The organism is Kitasatospora sp. NPDC018619 (assembly GCF_044391605.1).
Classification (GTDB): Bacteria; Actinomycetota; Actinomycetes; order Streptomycetales; family Streptomycetaceae; genus Kitasatospora.
In genome coordinates this window covers 1-16,200 of the sequence record NZ_JBISAI010000004.1, presented here as the reverse complement: position 1 = coordinate 16,200, position 16,200 = coordinate 1, and the positions used below count along the sequence as shown (strand labels likewise).

Genomic DNA, 16,200 nt, shown 5'->3' with positions numbered 1-16,200 from the left:
GGCCCGACCCCGCCGGTGGCGGGTGGTGCCGGTTACCGGTGGCCGGAGCGTCCGGTGGTGCTGCTCGGCGCGGCCGTCCCCCCAGAGGCCTTGCCGTTCTTCGTCGCAGCCCCGTCGGCGCGGCCGTCGCCGCCCTGACCGATGGTGCCAGCGGCGGCATCCTTGCCGGGCACCGGGGTTCCGCTGCCCGGGACCAGGGACGGCGCGGGCTTGCGGGTGGTGTCGCTCGGGCCCACCGGGACCGGGGTGGCGACGCCCTGCGGCACGACCTTCTTGTCCGCCGGCGCCGGTGCCGGGACGGACTTGGCCGCGACGCTCGGCGCGACGGCGGCCGGGGCGGCCGGCGCGGTCGGCAGCTGCAGGGTGACGCTGCTCTGGAGGGCGCCCGGGGACACCCAACCGGAGAGGCTACCGGCGTAGGCCGAACCGAACCCACCCGTTCCGATGGCCAGCTTCTGAGCAGTTCCGGTCGGCATGGTGGCCTGGACCTGAACGCCGGACGGCGCGTTGACCGTGACGGTGGTGCCGACCCGGTAGGCGGTGACCTGGCCGGCCGCGAGCGCGGAGTTCCAGGCGGCGCGGCGCTGGAACTCCTGGCCGATCTCCCGCTGGCTCAGGTTCACGATCGGCGCGTTGTCCGCGTGCAGCGAGCGGTAGGTGCCCAGGATCTTCTCCAGCACCGGGTACAGGATGCGGTCCTCGGAGAGGTTCGACTGGTGCACGAAGTGCGGCCGCGGGTCGTTGTTCAGCACGTGGCCGAGGTCGATCCGGGCCTCCAGCGGCACGATGTACGACTGGTAGCCGGTGGCGGTGTCCAGCGGCTGGGCCAGGCAGGTGGAGTTGGCGTTGTTCTCGCAGACGCCGCTGCCGCCGTTGGCCTTGCTGGTGTAGATCCAGTTGTACTCGTCGGCCTCCTCCTTCGCCGTACCGGCGTTGTAGAAGACGTTCATCGGGTACCGCGGCACGGTCAGCGTGGAGCTGCCGACGGCCCGCTGGCCGGTCTCGCGGGAGGCGTCGCTGGCGGTGAACTTGATGCCGTTGGCGGCCAGCGTCGGCGCCAGGTTCGGGTTGTCGCTGGTCTCCTGCGGGGCGGTCAGCAGCCCGGAGTGCTCGCCGGTGACGAGGGTCTGCGGGTCGACCTGGAGGCCCTGCGCGGCGGCCCAGTCGAAGTTGTTCCTGATCTGGGTGGAGATGGTGTTCTGGTCGACCCAGACGGTGGCGCCCGCACTGTTCTTGGCGCAGACCCACGGCACCACCGTGACGTTCTGCTCGCAGCCCAGGTACGGGTGGGTGAAGGTGTGGTTGACCCACCGGTAGCTGTTCTGGTCGGCGATCATCTGGTTCGCCGTGGGGTCCACCGTGGTCTGGTGGTCGGCCTTCCAGTCCTCGCTGCCGCCGCCGTTGAACACCATGTCCAGGGTGAAGTTGTTGGCGGCCTGCCACTGCTTGAGGTGGTTGGCGTCGTCGACGGTCATCCGGATCGGGTTGGCGGTGTCCGGGGTGCCGGGCGGGCAGGTGACGTCGCCGGGGGTGCACTTGAGGACGGTGTCCCAGCGGTCGTCGGCCAGGAAGACGTCGTCCACGTGGGTGGCGAAGTAGTTGCGGTCGTAGCCGAGGTGCACGCCCTGGGTGAGCCAGTCGACCATGCCGCGGGCCAGCAGGCGGTACTGCTGCTGGTACTGGTTGTAGACGAACGTGACGACCAGTTCCTTGCGGCCGTCGTGGGTGTACTCACCGACCAGTGATCCGCGGCTGGTCGAGTCGGGTATCGGCGCGTCGACCAGCGGGACGAACGAGGAGCCGGCCGGCAGCCCGGCGAGGGGGGTGGCGAGGTAGCCGTAGCTCTCGCTGACGTTCGGGTCGTTGTCCTCGAACGGGACGCTGCCCTTGAGGTACCCGAACGGGCCCGAAGTTCCGGCCGCCGTGGTGGCGCCCTGGAATCCGTCGAGCGTTCCCACGAATCCGGGATTCTGGGCGTAGTTCAGCCCGACCCCCGGGTTGGCCCAGGTGTAGGCGTCGATCTGGCGGACGTTGAATGCGGCTTCGTAGGTCGCGATCGCCGTCATCTCGGCGGCGCTGTTGGGGAAGGGGTTTTCGTTGGGCAGCACGATGCCCTGGAACTTCCCCCGGGGCTGGCCGTTCAGCGTGTCGCTCAGGAAAGCCGAGTTGATGACGGGGCGGCCGGGGTCGTTGAGGCTGACCACCTTGTACGGCGTGCCCTGGCTCTTCAGCTCGGCGGTGATGGCGGCGACGGACGGGCCGCCGTCGTCGACGACCAGGACGGTGAGGTCGATCCTGGCCGGCGGGGTGTCGCCGTGGGCCAGGGTGGTCTGCAGGCCGCTGGCCAGCAGGACTGCCGCCGCGCATGCGGCGACTCTTCGGGTCGCTCGACCCATGGTGATCCTCCCCTTGGTGCAGGCGTCGCGCTGCTCGGCGCGCGCCTGCCCGTGTAGCTGTTCGCGGGCAGCAGGCTGCCCGGGCCCATCCTGGTCGAGGGACAGTGGTGCGAGGGACCAATTGGGCGAGAGTGCAGCGAACCTGTTACCAACGTTCATGGCGAGGCCATGAAGGCGCTGATTGTGACCGGAACCGTACCGGTGACGCAAATAATGAATTGAAAATGAAAAACCGGAAGCTGAGTGCTACACGTGGTTACCGACGGTGGGGCCCGGTGGGCGCGTGGGACACCTGCACTGTCGTCGTTGCGCCTGACACTCTTGCACATCTCACCGCCCGGTTGGACAGGTTCATGCAATATCGAGCACCGCTGTGCCATGTGACAGTCCGAATATGCAATGCCGGTGCCCGTGTGGTCGATCAGCATACCGAGCCGGGGGGATTCCCGGGCGTACGGAATGCGTCACCGAAGGCCGGGGAAACGCCGCTGGTCGGACGCAGCCCCGCTTTGCGGCGTGTACCGAATGCCGGGGGCCGGGCGGCTGGCGGGCGGTTCTCCGGTGCGGGGCGGCACTGCGCGGCGATGGCCTGAACCGTGCCGCCGGGAGTCCCGGCCGGCCCGTGCGGCGGACCTGCGGGGCGCGGAGGGCGCGACGGGGCCGGTCTGGACCACACACGAGGTTCCGGGCCGACCGGCGACGTGGCGGCACGTCACATGCGCTCGGCGGGACCGGCCTTCGACCTCGTCGCGCCGATCGGTGGCGCGCCGGGGGCGGGTGAAGCGGATCGGCCGCCGGGGACGGTCTCGGTCCCCGGCGGCCGGTCTCGTCGGCAGCCCCCGCTGGTCGGCCCCTGTCGGTCAGCCCTCGTTGATCAGCCCTTCGCGCAGCTGGGTGAGTGTCCGGGTGAGCAACCGGGAGACGTGCATCTGGGAGATCCCGATCTCCTCGCCGATCTGCGACTGCGTCAGGTTGCCGAAGAACCGCAGCATGATGATCCGGCGCTCGCGCGGCGGCAGCTTGGCCAGCAGCGGCTTGAGCGACTCCCGGTACTCCACGCCCTCCAGTGCGAGGTCCTCGTAACCGAGCCGGTCGGCCAGCGGCCCGTCGCTGTCCTCCTCGCCGGTGCCGGAGTCGAGCGAGCTGGCGGTGTACGCGTTGCCGACCGCGAGGCCCTCGACCACGTCCTCCTCGCTGACCCCGAGGCAGGCCGCCAGCTCGGCGACGGTGGGGGAGCGGTCCAGCCGCTGGGAGAGGTCGTCGCCGGCCTTGGTGAGCGCCAGCCGCAGCTCCTGGAGCCGCCGCGGCACCCGGACCGACCAGCTGGTGTCCCGGAAGAAGCGCTTGATCTCGCCGACCACGGTGGGCATCGCGAAGGTGGGGAACTCCACCCCGCGCTCCGGGTCGAACCGGTCGATCGCCTTGATCAGCCCGATGGTGCCGACCTGGACGATGTCCTCCATCGGCTCGTTGCGGCTGCGGAAGCGGGCCGAGGCGTACCGGACCAGCGGCAGGTTGAGCTCGATCAGGGTGTCGCGCACGTAGGCGTGCTCGGTGCTGCCCGGATCCAGCGCGGCCAGCCGCAGGAACAGCGAGCGGGAGAGCGTCCGGGTGTCCAGCCCGGAGCCGGGCGGCGTCGAATCCCCGGCGTCGGGGCCGGGCGGCTGGAGCGGTTCGACCCGCTGCCGCGGGACCAGGTCCTCGACGACGGCCGTGCCGTTGGCCTGTCCAGCGTGGATCTCCGCAGTGCCCAGCTCTCCGGACATGCACCCACCCCCTTGTGACTGTCGGTTGAACGGGGGCCGTCGCGCGGAGGTTCCCGGCGAGGGCCTTCCCCCTCCATACCGGAACACGGTCCACGGCAAACCCGAACGTCGCAAGATGTCACGCGGGGGTAACTCGCTGCGATCCTCACTCTTCCCAGGAGTTGCCGGTCCGAAGCCTGGTCAGGATCCGGGAGAGCAGCCGGGACACGTGCATCTGGGACATCCCCAGCTCGGTGCTGATCTGGGACTGGGTCAGGTTGGCGAAGAACCTCAGCATCACGATCCGCCGCTCCCGTTCGGGCAGCTGGACCAGCAGGTGGCGGACCATGTCCCGGTGCTCGACCTCGGCCAGCGCGGAGTCCTCGTAGCCGAGCCGGTCGAGCAGGGCGAGCCCGCCCTCGTGCTCCTGCGCGGCCTCCAGGGACGCCGCGTTGTAGGCGCGGCCGGCGTCCAGGCAGGCCCGCACGTCCTCCTCGGGGATCCGCAGGCTGGCGGCGATCTCGGGCACCTTGGGCACCCGGCCGTGCAGCACCGTCAGCTCCTCCATCGCGCCGCTGACCTGGACCCACAGCTCCTGGAGCCGGCGCGGCACGTGCATGGTGCGGACGTTGTCCCGGAAGTACCGCTTGATCTCGCCGAGGATGGTCGGCAGCGCGTAGGTGGGGAACTGGACGCCGCGGCCCGGGTCGAAGCGGTCGATCGCGTTGATCAGGCCGATGGTGCCGACCTGAACGACGTCCTCCATCGGCTCGCTGCGGCTGCGGAAGCGGGTGGCCGCGTAGCGGACCAGCGGGATGTTCACCTCGATCAGGGCGGCCCGCACCCGCTCCCGCTCGGGGGCGTCCGCGGGCAGTTCGGCGAGCCGCTCGAACAGCACCCGGGTCAGCGTCCGGACGTCCACGGCGGGGCGGCCGCCGGGGCCGCGCAGGCGGTCCGGGCGGAGCTCGCCGGCCGGGCTGGTGATCGCAGCCAGCACCTCGTCCACGGACACCTCACCCCTCCTGAAGTCGTCAACGGCGGGCCCTGCGGAGCGGGTGTCGTGGCTGGTGTTCACCACCTCGCCATGTCCGGCAAAACCGGTCATAGCATCACAAGGTGGGCATAGTTCGGGCAAGCACCCGACGGAGGTGTGTTGGTCGGCCGTTCAACCTTTCCCGGGGCGGACGGCGAAGCGGCGCAAGGGTCGTTCCGGGGCACGGCACGGCGCCCCGTCCGGGATCGGGACGGGGCGCCGCGGGCCGTCCGGGGGATGCGGCCGGAGCGCGGGCTCCGGCCGGACCGGGCCGGACGGGGTCGGGCTCGCAGGGGTGCTCAGACCTCGATGTCGGCGATCACCCAGGTGGCGAACTCGCGCCACAGGCCGGCCGCCGCCTGGTGGTCCGGGTGGGTCAGGTAGGCCTGGAGGGCGTCGCGGTCCTCGACCAGGCTGTTGATCGCGTAGTCGTACGCGATGTCGCGCTCGGTGGTGTTCCAGCCGCACTCCCACTCGCGCAGCTCCGGGACCACCGGGCCGAGCGCCTCGAAGGCCTTGGCGCCGGCGAGCACGCGCTCTTCGTCCTTGCTGACGCCTTCGTTGAGCTTGAACAGGACCAGGTGCCGGATCACGATTGCCGCTCCTCGCGGACGGGGACAGAGGGTCCCGCTCACCGTAGCCGGTGGGGCCGGCGCGGCCGCCGGGAGGAGGGGTGGGGCAGGGCGGGGGAGGAGTGGGGCAGGGTGGAGGGGTGGCGCCCGGCCGTCACTTGATCAGGCCGGTCATGAAGGTGCCGACTGCCTTGGCCGCGTTCGAGATGCCCTCGAAGCCGAGCTGGACCAGTTCGGCCGACCGGGAGGGCGAGGTGATGATCGAGTAGAGCACGAAGACGAGCAGGAGGATCATGCCGATCTTCTTCGCCTGCGCCATCGGGTGACCTTCCTCCTGCTGTGGGCCGCCGTCATCCGGTCCCCGAGCGGCCTGCAGGGGGCAGCTTATCCACCCGGACGGGCTATCAAGTGTGCGACGCGTTCGGCCGGCGGGACGAAGGTCCCCGCGAGTGGGGCCTTTCTCCGGGTGCCCGGTCGCGGCCCGGACGGCAGGATGGAGACGTACCGAGGATCTGGCAGGAATCCCCGGTACAGGGATCCGGAGCTCCCCGCTGTGGGACCGGTCGCCGCGGCTTCCCCCCGACGCGGCACCGGTTGTGGGACTCCGCCGGGGGAGCGGTCAGTCCCCCCGAGCCGCTCCCCCCTCCAGGCTCCGTACGGACCGGGCACCGGTGGTCATCGGCCCGGGGTACGGAGCCGTTCCTCGTTCCCGGCCGGCTCGTGAGCGGCCCCGTGGCCGCGGGGCCGTCACCGGTGCGGCGGACGTCGGCGGGGAAACGCCGAGGGCCCGTCCGGATCGGACGGGCCCTCGGGCTTTCAAGCGGTAGCGGTGGGATTCGAACCCACGGTGGAGTTGCCCCCACACACGCTTTCGAGGCGTGCTCCTTTGGCCGCTCGGACACGCTACCGAGAGGAACTCTACCGGAGGGGTGGCGCAGTCACGAAATCCGTATCGCCGCGGGGGCCGGCGGCCCCTCAGCGGTGGGTGTCGAAGAAGGCGCGCAGCTGCGCGCCGCACTCCTCGGCGAGGACGCCCCAGACCACCTCGGGGCGGTGGTTGAGCCGGCGGTCGCGCATCACGTCGAAGAGCGAGCCGGCCGCGCCGGCCTTCTCGTCGAGGGCGCCGTAGACCACCCGGTCGATCCGGGACAGCACGACGGCACCGGCGCACATGGTGCACGGCTCCAGCGTGACGACCAGTGTGCAGCCGCTCAGCCGCCACTCGCCGACCCTGGCGGCGGCCTCGCGGATCGCGACCACCTCGGCGTGCGCGGTCGGGTCGCCGACCGCCTCGCGCTCGTTGTGGCCGCGTCCGATCACCTCGCCGTCCGGGCCCAGGACGAGCGCCCCGACCGGTACGTCCCCGGTGGCCGGCGCCAGTGCGGCCTCGGCCATGGCGAGGCGCATCGGTGCCGCCCAGCGGTCGCGGACCGGGTCGGGGCGGACGGGAGCGGGCAGCGGGGGGACGTGCGGGACGGTCGGTGCGGTGGATGCGGGCTGCATGGCATCCAGTGTCGGGCATCCGGTGGTGCGCACCGGCATGACCGGGCGCGCTACCGGACGGCCTCCAGGACCTCGCCGCAGCCCAGGGCCTCGGCGATCTCCTCCAGGGCGTCCCCCGGGACGGCGCCCTCGCCGCTGAGCGCCAGCAGCTCCTCGGAGGCGAGGCCGAACTCGGTGAGCAGGTGGGCGTCGCCGAGCGGGCCGACCGGGACGCCGCCGCGGGTGTCGGCCTCCTCCTCGTCCTGCTCCTCGGCCTCCTCGGCCCCGTCCAGCAGGTGGTCGAGGTCGCCGAACTCGCTCTCGCCGGCCTGGTCGACCAACTCGTCGGTGAGGACGGATCCGTACGAACTGCGGGCGGCCGCGGCGCCGTCCGACACGAAGATCCGCGGGTCCTCCTCGCCGTCCACGCGGACGATGGCGAACCAGGCGTCCTCCTGTTCGATGAAGATCAGGACGCTGTCGTCGTCCTGGGCGGAGTCGCGGGCCAGGTCGACCAGGTCGGCCAGGGTTTCGACGTCGTCGAGCTCCGTCTCGCTCACATCCCACCCGTCCTCGGTGCGAGCAAGCACTGCAGCGAAGTACGCCACCAGGGACACTCCCAAGATCGTCGGTCTCGGCTGTCGGCGCGCACGGGCAACGCGGAAATCCTGGCCGCCCCCGCGCCAGAGGCGGTCCGCTTGTTCGGACCGTCCCATCGGAATCGTGACAGAAAGGCCGCCCTCGCGGGGGGTGTTCGGCAGCGCGTCTTTGCAGGTCGTGTCGGAAGCTCCGGGTGGCGGAGGGCGGGGCGGTCCGAAGCCGGTCGAAATTTGCTCCGAACACCCGTCGGAACCGTCCGGCCCCTCGCCGGGGCCGGGCGGGCGCCCTGCCGGGAGCGCGCCGAGGGAGCTCCGGGGGCGGGCCCGGGCCCTGTCAGATCCGGAAGGTTCGCATCCGCATCGCTTCGCGCATCCGCCGCTCCTTGGTCCGCCGCGGCTGCACCCGCTCCCGCAGCTCGCGCGCCTCGGTGAGCTCGCGCAGGAAGACGGCCCGCCGCTTGCGGCGCTCCGCTTCGGTCTCCGGGTGGTCGAACGGCGGGCCGGGGCTCCGGCCGACCCCGTCGACGGGCTCGTCCGTCGAGCCGTCCCCGGGGTTCGGGTTGCTCGTCATAAGAGGTGACATTCCCCGAACGGCCCGGTTGATACCACACGAGGCACTTCCGCCCGGACATCCGCCACGCGTCACGGCGTGTCACGGGCGTGTCACCCGGTCCGCCGCCCGGTGGGGCACGGCGGGTCGTACACCCGTCCAGGACCGGGCTAACCTCGATACATGCGTCTCCACGTCGTCGACCACCCCCTGGTCGCCCACAAACTCTCCACCCTGCGCGACGAGCGCACCGACTCGCCGACCTTCCGTCGCCTGACCGACGAGCTGGTGACCCTCCTCGCCTACGAGGCAACCCGGGACGTCCGCACCGACGAGGTGGAGATCACCACGCCCGTGGCGGTCACGCTGGGTACCCGGCTCAGCTACCCGCGCCCGCTGGTGGTCCCGATCCTGCGGGCCGGCCTCGGCATGCTGGACGGGATGACCCGCCTGCTGCCGACCGCCGAGGTGGGCTTCCTCGGCATGGTCCGCAACGAGGAGACCCTGGAGGCCTCCACCTACGCCACCCGGATGCCGGACGACCTCTCCGGCCGCCAGGTCTACGTGCTCGACCCGATGCTGGCCACCGGCGGCACGCTGGTCGCCGCGATCCGGATGCTGATCGAGCGCGGTGCCACCGACGTCACCGCCGTGGTGCTGCTGGCCTCCCCCGAGGGCGTCGAGGTGATGCAGCGGGAGCTGGCGGGCATGCCGGTCACCGTGGTCACCGCCGCCCTGGACGAACGGCTCAACGAGAACGGCTACATCGTCCCCGGCCTGGGTGACGCGGGCGACCGGCTCTACGGCACGGCCGGCTGAGCCCCGCCACCCCCGAACCGCCGGGACGACCCGGACCACCGGAACACCGAGAGCCCCCGGCACTGCGTCTGCCGGGGGCTCTTCGCGTCGTCGGGCGGCCGGGGCGGCGCCTCAGCAGGTGCCGGTGGCGGTCGGGGTGGGGGAGGGCTTGGTGGCCAGCGCGAGGGCGGCGGCCGCCTGGGTCTCGTCCAGCAGGGCGTTGTAGCTGTCGCCGATCACGAAGTCCACGGTGGCGTCGGTGCGGGCGTCCGCCGTGACGGTGGCCCCGGCGATCTGCGAGCCGACCAGGGTGCCCGCACCGGCGCCGGCCGGACCGGCGATCACCTGGGCGGTGCCGGGCACCTTCTTGTCCAGCTCGGCCGGGGCGTTGCCGACCTTGCCGATGACGAAGCCGCGCTTCTTGAGGTCCTCGGCCGTCCGGCCGGCCAGGCCGGCCTTGGTGGTGGCGTTGTAGACGTTCACGGTGACGGCCGAGGGCTGCGGGACGGCGTGCGGGTCGCCCTGCGCGGCGGCGGGAGTGCCGGAGGCGTCGGGGGCGCCCGGGGTCGGCGCGGCGAGCGCCTTGCCGGAGGGGGTCGCGCAGGCCTGCGCGGAGGCGCTCTTGTTCCTGCCGGTGAAGATGTCGTACAGCTGCACGCCGCCGAGCGCGACCAGGGCCAGGGCGACCAGGCCGGCGAGCGCGGCGATCACCTTGCGGCTCTTCTTCGGGGGGCGGCCCAACCGGGGGTAGGTGTTGCCGGTGACGCGGTACTGCTTCCCCTTGAGGCCTTGGGGAGTCAACATGCTCACGGTTTGTCTCCCCCTCGTGCCGGGGCGGGGTCGGGATGACGGACCGGCCGGATGGGGGCTTCCCCCGGTGCGGGCGGAATCCCCTGGTCGCGGCCGTAGTCAGCAGCGTAGTGCCGGACAGCCTCGAAGGTACTAAACGATCATCATCTGGCGTACCCCGGTACCCGAACGGGGGTACCCGGGTACGCGCGGACCGCCCTCCGCCGGATGGCGAGGGGGCGGTCCGTGAAGCCCGTGGCGGTGCGGCGGCCCCGCCGGTGCGGGTCCGTCACTCCATTTCGAGGACGCGGGCGTGCAGCACCTGGCGCTGCTGCAACGCGGCCCGGACGGCCCGGTGCAGGCCGTCCTCCAGGTAGAGGTCGCCGTGCCACTTCACCACGTGGGCGAAGAGGTCCCCGTAGAACGTCGAGTCCTCGGCCAGGAGGGTTTCGAGGTCGAGTTGGCCCTTGGTGGTCACCAGCTGGTCGAGTCGCACCGGGCGCGGGGCGACGTCGGCCCACTGGCGGGTGCTCGTCCGGCCGTGATCCGGGTACGGCCGCCCATTGCCGATGCGCTTGAAGATCACACGGAAAGCCTACCGTTCGGACGGCGGATGGCGCAGCAGCCGCGGCGTCGCCACGCGCGCCGGTGTGAACTGCGCATGGACGAATGCCGCTGTTTGATGGGAAATGTCGCAAACATCGCCCGGAGTCGATCGGTTCCAGGTCGATGCCGAAGCGTTCCGAAGCGTTCCGATCCGCTCAGGAGTGTGCACCGATGGACTCCGCTCCCACGCCGCCGACCGTCCGGGAGATCGCCGACGGGTACGCCTTCACCGGTCCCGCCCTCGACCTCGGCGCGGTGCTGCTGGACGGCACCGCGTACCCGGACGCCCAGGTGCGCATTCCGCTGGGCGTGCTCAACCGGCACGGGCTGGTCGCCGGAGCCACCGGCACCGGCAAGACCAAGACCCTCCAGCTGATCGCCGAGCAGCTCTCCGGGCAGGGCGTGCCGGTCTTCCTGGCCGACGTCAAGGGGGACGTCTCCGGGGTCGCCGCTCCCGGGGTGCCGAGCGGACGGACCGACGCGCGCGCCGCCGAGGTCGGGCAGCGATGGGAGCCGCGGGGCTGCCCGGCGGAGTTCTACTCGCTCGGCGGGCAGGGCGCGGGCATCCCGATCCGGGCCACCGTCACCAGCTTCGGGCCGCTGCTGCTGGCCAAGGTGCTCGACCTGAACGAGACCCAGGAGTCCTCGCTCAGCCTGGTGTTCCACTACGCCGACACCCGGGGGCTGGAGCTCTACGACCTCAAGGACCTCACCGCGGTGATCGCCTTCCTCGCCTCGCCAGAGGGCAAGGAGGACCTGCGGACCATCGGCGGGCTCTCGGCGGCCACCGCCGGGGTGATCCTGCGCGCGCTCACCGTGCTGGAGAACGAGGGCGCCGGGGCGTTCTTCGGTGAGCCCGAGTTCGACACCGCCGAGCTGCTGCGGACCGCCCCGGACGGCCGGGGCGTGGTCTCGGTGCTGGAGCTGCCCGCGGTGCAGGACCGGCCGCGGCTGTTCTCCACCTTCCTGATGTGGCTGCTCGCCGACCTCTACCAGGAGCTGCCCGAGGTGGGCGACCCCGACAAGCCCAAGCTGGTGTTCTTCTTCGACGAGGCGCACCTGCTGTTCAAGGGCGCCTCCAAGGCCTTCCTGGAGGCGATCACCCAGACCGTGCGGCTGATCCGCTCCAAGGGCGTGGGCATCTTCTTCGTGACCCAGACGCCGAAGGACGTCCCGTCCGACGTGCTGGCGCAGTTGGGCAACCGGGTGCAGCACGCGCTGCGCGCCTTCACCCCGGACGACGCCAAGGCGCTCAAGGCCACCGTCTCGACCTTCCCGCGCTCCTCGTACGACCTCGGCGCGGTGCTGACCTCGCTGGGCACCGGCGAGGCCGTGGTCACCGTCCTGTCCGAGAAGGGCGCGCCGACGCCGGTCGCGGCGACCAGGCTGCGGGCGCCGCAGTCGCTGATGGGGCCGATCGAGGCGTCGGCCCTGCGGGCCGCGGTGGACGCCTCGCCGCTGACGGCCCGCTACCGGGACGCGATCGACCGGGAGTCGGCGTACGAGAAGCTGGCGGCGCGCGCTCCGCGGCCGGAGGCGGCGCCGGCCGGTCCGGCGCCGACCGGGCCGGAGCCGGCGGAGCGGACCGAGCCGTCCGGGCCGCGGCGGGAGGCGCCCAAGGGGGCGGGCGGGCTGCTCGGCTCGCTGCTGAGCAACCCGACCGTGAAGTCCTTCGCCCGCTCGGCCGGGAGGCAGCTCGGGCAGGAGATCTCGCGCAGCCTGTTCGGGACGTCCAAGCGGCGGCGCTGACCGGTCGGGCAGGGGGCTGCGGAGCCGGTCCGGTCAGCCGCGAAGCGTGGACAGCGCGGCGCCGATCCGGTCCAGCGAGGACAGCCGCATCAGGCCGTAGTGGTAGAACTCGACCTCGGGGACGCCGAGTTCGCGCAGGGCTGCGAGCTTGGCGGCGAGGTTCTCCGGGCCGTCGCAGTCGGCGGTCATCGGGCGCAGGATCACCGCCATCCGCTCCGGGCGGACGCCGTGCAGGGCGAAGGCGGCGATCTTCTCCCGGACCTCCTGCGGGGTCCTCGCGTAGCCGAGGGTCTCGATCTGGTCGGTGACCTCGGCGAGGGCGGGCAGGTCGATGCCGGAGAGCCAGCCGCGGCCCGGGCCGCCGCCGTCCATGAAGCTCAGCCGCATGCCGTGCCGGCGGGCCTGCTCGGTGAGGTCGGCGGCGAGCGAGGTGACGGTGGCGGCGGAGGCGTCCACGTAGGCGGCGAAGGCGCCGTCGGCCAGGGCGCTCAGGTCGGCGGGTCCGGCGGCGGCGGACTCGTCGGCGAGCCGGCGGCGCAGTTCGGCGCGGACGGCCCCGGCCACCTCCTCGGCCGGGACGCCGGCGCCGGTGGCGGCGGCGCGGCAGTGCAGGCAGAAGCAGACCCCGAGCAGGGCCTCGGCGGTCGGGCCCAGCTCCTCGAAGTAGCGCTCGTGGTGGTAGCCGTGGCGCAGGCCGTGGAAGTGCGGGGACTCCGCGCGGACCGCGTCCACGCCGTACCGGGCCAGGTCGGCGACCAGCGTCAGCGCGTACTCCCGGACCTCCGGGTGCGCCGGGCAGAGCTCGGTGAGGTGGCGGTCGCCGAAGGCGTTGGCGGGGGCGCAGTCGGGGTGGGCGAAGCCGAGCCGGTCGTTGTGGCAGAAGACCGTCCAGGCGTGCAGTTTCAGGCCGCGGCGGCGGGCCTCCTCGGCGGCCTCGGCGAAGGGGTCGCGCTCGCCGATCGCGGTGGACGGCACGGGGGCGAGGCGCCGGCCCGACCAGCGGGCCGGGTCGGGGCGGAAGTACGCCGCGCCCGGCTCCAGGTAGCGGACCACCCGGCGGGGGTTGTGCGGGAAGACGTCGCGGGCCCCGTGGTAGACGGAGGCGAGGGTGACGCCGCCGGCCCCGGCGCGGTCGGTGAGGTTGCCGAAGAAGGTGTCGGCGCCCTCGTCGAGCAGGTCGGTGGCGAAGGCGAGGACGGACGACTCCACGGTGCGGCTCCGGAGCTGGGGGAGGGCGGGCCGTCCACGCTAGCCGCAGGGGTGGGATTGGTCTATACCTGATGGTCCGAGCGGGTCGTCGGCCCGGTCACGGGCCCGCGCGGCCGGTGCGCGCGCCCCTCGGCCGTGCGCGCCCTCGGCCGTACGCGCTCCGTGCGGCCGTGCGCGCCCCGCGCGGCTCCTTCGGCTCACAGGCCGAGGTCGTCCAGCTCCTTGAGCAGGGCGGAGCGGGGGCCGCCCGGGGCGGCGGCCTGCGGGCCGGGCGTCGGGGCCGGTCGGCCGCGGAGCAGGACGGCGGCGGCCAGCCCGCCGGCCAGTCCGCCGAGGTGGCCCAGCCAGCTGACGCCCGGGGTGCCCGGCAGCACGCCGACCAGGACGGTCGAGTAGACCGCCGCGACGCCGACGCCGACCACCGCGTCCAGCACGTTGCGGTCCAGGACCCCGCGCAGCACCACGTAGCCGAGGTAGCCGAAGACCATGCCGCTCGCGCCGGCCGTCACGGTGCCCGGGCTCTCCAGCAGCCAGACCGTCAGCCCGCCGGACACCATGATCACCAGGCTGGCCAGCAGGAACTTCCTCATGCCCCGGTAGGCGGAGAGGAAGCCGAGCACGAACAGTGGCCAGGAGTTGGCCTCGATGTGGTCCCAACCGAAGTGCAGGAACGGCATGGTGAACATCTCGGGCAGGTCGCCGATCCGCTCCGAGCGCAGCCCGAGCTGCCGCGAAAGCCCGTAGTCCCCGAGCCAGTTGACCACCTGCACCGACCACAGGACGGCCTGGACGCCGAGCATGGCGAACAGCGCGTCACGGGAGTCGGAGAGCAGACGGGTCAACCTGGAGGCCATGTCCCGACTCTACGGGCCACGGGATGGTACGGGCACCCCGTTACAGTGACGGTGTCCTTCCGATCTGAGAGGTGGCCACCATGAGCAAGCGCCCGCCCCTGCCGTACGAGTTCCTGCCGCAGGTGCCGTCCTTCCCGCTGAGCAGCGAGGACATCACCGACGGCGGCACGCTGGGCCGGGAGTTCGTCCACGCCGACGGCAACCTCTCGCCGCAGCTGTCCTGGTCGGGCCTGCCGGAGGGCACCCGGAGCATCGCGGTCACCTGCTACGACCCGGACGCCCCGACCGGCTCCGGCTGGTGGCACTGGCTCGCCCTCGACCTGCCCGCCGACACCACCGAACTGCCGCGCGGCGCCGGCTCCTCGGACGCCGACCTGCCCGGTGAGGCCTCCTACCACGGCCGCAACGACTTCCCGGGCAACCGGTACGACGGCGCCGCCCCGCCGCCCGGCGCCCCGCACCGCTACGTCTTCGCGGTGCACGCGCTGGACGTGGAGAAGCTGGACGTCACCGCCGACACCCCGCCGGCCCAGGTCGGCTTCAACCTCACCTTCCACACCCTGGGCCGGGCGCTGCTGACCGCCGAGTACGGGGTCTGATCGGTGGCGGTGTCCGACCGTCCGGTCGAGGTCTGGCGGCTGCCCGAGGAGGACGTACGGGCCGGCCGGCGGGTGGTGGCCTGGACGGTCGGGCCGGCCGGGGAGACGGCCGTCCTGGTGGTGCCGGAGCAGTTCCTGGAGCCGGCCGGATCGTGGTCGGAGGTCCGCTTCCCGTACGACGCCGAGGTCGTGGTGACGGGCCCCCGCGGTGAGCGGCGGGTGCCGCTGTCCGGGGTCGGCTGCTCCCCGGAGCACCTGGCGCTGCTGCCCGGCGGCCGGGTGCTGCTGGTGGAGACCCGGGCCGAGCAGGACGGGGAGCGGTGGCTGCCGAACGGCTTCGTGTACGGCCCCGACGGGGCCCCGGGCCGGGAGCTGCTCCTCGGCGACGACACGCCCGTGCTGGTGACCGACCGGGACGGCCGGATCTGGATGGCCTACGGCGACGAGGGCATCTACGGCGACCACCCGATGGCCGCCGCCGGGCTGCGGGCCGCCGACACCCACGGGCGGGTGGTGTGGAGCCCCGACCACGGGAAGCTGCCCGGCTACCCGCTGGAGGGCCTGGCCGGCGCGACCGAGGACGGCGGCACCTGGCTGGCCTGGTACCCGAGCTCCTCGGGCAGCTACCTCACCCGGATCGAGGCGGCCGACGGCGCCTCCACCACGGTGCCGTGCCCGGTCCGGCTGCCGGTCGGCTTCGCGGTCCGCGGCCGGGAGGCCGTCTTCCTCTCCCGCGGCGGGGAGCTGACCTGGCACCTGCTGGTCGGCAGGCAGTGGAAGCGGACCGGCAGGCGCGTGGTGGACGTGCCCGGCGAGCTCGACCGCAGCCGCGCCCACGGCCGGGACGGCGCGCTCTGGTTCCGCTCCGGCAACGGCTGGTACCGGGTCGAGGTCTAGGGATCGTCTTCAAAGATCAGGTCCAGAGCAGGATTGAGGCGATGGTGACGGCGGCCTGGTAGGACTCGCGGGTCTTGTCGTAGCGGGTCGCCAGACCACGCCACTGTTTCAACCGGTTGAAGCAGCGTTCGACGATGTTGCGGAGCCGGTAGGTCCGGCGGTCGAAGCCTGGTGGCCGGCCCCCGCGCGAACCGCGGTTGAGGTGGCCGAGCGCCTGGTCGACGCGCTCGGGGATGGTGTGCGGGATGCCGCGTCGTCGCAGGTAGGTGCGGATCTTGCGGGAGCTGTAGCCCTTGTCGGCGATGACGTGGTCGGGCCGGGT

At 72.6% G+C, this 16,200-nt stretch carries 17 protein-coding genes and 1 tRNA gene; 4 read left to right on the top strand and 14 right to left on the bottom strand.

Annotated elements, in window-relative coordinates; translation table 11 throughout:
• Positions 1-32: 32 nt before the first annotated feature.
• The 9 genes from ACH5AR_RS07305 to ACH5AR_RS07265 all read right to left on the bottom strand — a co-directional run bounded on the left by ACH5AR_RS07305 (position 33) and on the right by ACH5AR_RS07265 (position 8,398).
• The gene (locus tag ACH5AR_RS07305; RefSeq protein ID WP_396300391.1) at positions 33-2,396 is read right to left on the bottom strand and encodes a hypothetical protein; all 2,364 of its coding nucleotides are present in this window, start codon (positions 2,394-2,396) and stop codon (positions 33-35) included.
• Positions 2,397-3,256: 860 nt separating this feature from the next.
• The gene (locus tag ACH5AR_RS07300; protein WP_396300390.1) at positions 3,257-4,162 is read right to left on the bottom strand and encodes an RNA polymerase sigma factor SigF; all 906 of its coding nucleotides are present in this window, start codon (positions 4,160-4,162) and stop codon (positions 3,257-3,259) included.
• Positions 4,163-4,307: 145 nt separating this feature from the next.
• Positions 4,308-5,153 (bottom strand): RNA polymerase sigma factor SigF, encoded by an 846-nt coding sequence (locus ACH5AR_RS07295; RefSeq protein ID WP_396300389.1) that lies wholly within the window; start codon positions 5,151-5,153, stop codon positions 4,308-4,310.
• Positions 5,154-5,473: 320 nt separating this feature from the next.
• Positions 5,474-5,767, bottom strand: coding sequence for a Dabb family protein (locus ACH5AR_RS07290; protein ID WP_396300388.1), 294 nt, complete (start codon positions 5,765-5,767; stop codon positions 5,474-5,476).
• 133 nt (positions 5,768-5,900) lie between these two features.
• Positions 5,901-6,065 (bottom strand): hypothetical protein, encoded by a 165-nt coding sequence (locus ACH5AR_RS07285; protein ID WP_396300387.1) that lies wholly within the window; start codon positions 6,063-6,065, stop codon positions 5,901-5,903.
• Positions 6,066-6,567: 502 nt separating this feature from the next.
• A tRNA-Ser gene (locus ACH5AR_RS07280) sits at positions 6,568-6,654 on the bottom strand.
• A gap of 67 nt (positions 6,655-6,721) precedes the next feature.
• Complete coding sequence (gene tadA / locus ACH5AR_RS07275; protein WP_396300386.1) at positions 6,722-7,249, bottom strand: tRNA adenosine(34) deaminase TadA; 528 nt, start codon at positions 7,247-7,249, stop codon at positions 6,722-6,724.
• 50 nt (positions 7,250-7,299) lie between these two features.
• Complete coding sequence (locus ACH5AR_RS07270) at positions 7,300-7,836, bottom strand: tRNA adenosine deaminase-associated protein (protein ID WP_396300385.1); 537 nt, start codon at positions 7,834-7,836, stop codon at positions 7,300-7,302.
• Between the two features lie 325 nt (positions 7,837-8,161).
• Positions 8,162-8,398, bottom strand: a complete 237-nt coding sequence (locus ACH5AR_RS07265) for a hypothetical protein (protein WP_396300384.1) — start codon at positions 8,396-8,398, stop codon at positions 8,162-8,164.
• Between the two features lie 162 nt (positions 8,399-8,560).
• Here ACH5AR_RS07265 and upp point away from each other — a divergent pair, with 162 nt between their 5' ends.
• A complete protein-coding gene (gene upp / locus ACH5AR_RS07260) occupies positions 8,561-9,196 on the top strand; it encodes a uracil phosphoribosyltransferase (protein WP_396300383.1) in 636 nt (211 codons plus the stop codon).
• Positions 9,197-9,307: 111 nt separating this feature from the next.
• On the opposite strand, the gene ACH5AR_RS07255 is transcribed toward upp, so the two are convergent.
• Positions 9,308-9,979: a LytR C-terminal domain-containing protein gene (locus ACH5AR_RS07255; protein ID WP_396300382.1), complete on the bottom strand. Its 672-nt coding sequence runs from the start codon at positions 9,977-9,979 to the stop codon at positions 9,308-9,310.
• 274 nt (positions 9,980-10,253) lie between these two features.
• Positions 10,254-10,550, bottom strand: coding sequence for a type II toxin-antitoxin system VapB family antitoxin (locus ACH5AR_RS07250; RefSeq protein WP_030061387.1), 297 nt, complete (start codon positions 10,548-10,550; stop codon positions 10,254-10,256).
• Between the two features lie 191 nt (positions 10,551-10,741).
• On the opposite strand from ACH5AR_RS07250, the gene ACH5AR_RS07245 reads away from it, so the two are divergent.
• The gene (locus ACH5AR_RS07245; RefSeq protein ID WP_396300381.1) at positions 10,742-12,319 is read left to right on the top strand and encodes a helicase HerA-like domain-containing protein; all 1,578 of its coding nucleotides are present in this window, start codon (positions 10,742-10,744) and stop codon (positions 12,317-12,319) included.
• Positions 12,320-12,352: 33 nt separating this feature from the next.
• On the opposite strand, the gene ACH5AR_RS07240 is transcribed toward ACH5AR_RS07245, so the two are convergent.
• Both ACH5AR_RS07240 and ACH5AR_RS07235 read right to left on the bottom strand, forming a co-directional pair.
• Entirely contained in the window at positions 12,353-13,528 is a 1,176-nt protein-coding gene (locus tag ACH5AR_RS07240) for a hypothetical protein (protein WP_396300380.1), read from the bottom strand.
• 197 nt (positions 13,529-13,725) lie between these two features.
• On the bottom strand, positions 13,726-14,382 hold the full coding sequence (locus ACH5AR_RS07235) for a rhomboid family intramembrane serine protease (protein WP_396300379.1): 657 nt from the start codon (positions 14,380-14,382) through the stop codon (positions 13,726-13,728).
• Between the two features lie 80 nt (positions 14,383-14,462).
• Here ACH5AR_RS07235 and ACH5AR_RS07230 point away from each other — a divergent pair, with 80 nt between their 5' ends.
• Together ACH5AR_RS07230 and ACH5AR_RS07225 are read left to right on the top strand one after the other, a co-directional pair.
• The gene (locus tag ACH5AR_RS07230) at positions 14,463-14,981 is read left to right on the top strand and encodes a YbhB/YbcL family Raf kinase inhibitor-like protein (RefSeq protein ID WP_396300378.1); all 519 of its coding nucleotides are present in this window, start codon (positions 14,463-14,465) and stop codon (positions 14,979-14,981) included.
• A 9-nt stretch (positions 14,982-14,990) separates the two neighbouring features.
• Positions 14,991-15,878, top strand: a complete 888-nt coding sequence (locus ACH5AR_RS07225) for a hypothetical protein (RefSeq protein ID WP_396300377.1) — start codon at positions 14,991-14,993, stop codon at positions 15,876-15,878.
• A 16-nt stretch (positions 15,879-15,894) separates the two neighbouring features.
• On the opposite strand, the gene ACH5AR_RS07220 is transcribed toward ACH5AR_RS07225, so the two are convergent.
• Positions 15,895-16,200: transposase (locus ACH5AR_RS07220; protein WP_396300376.1), on the bottom strand; the 306-nt coding region annotated here is incomplete at its 5' end.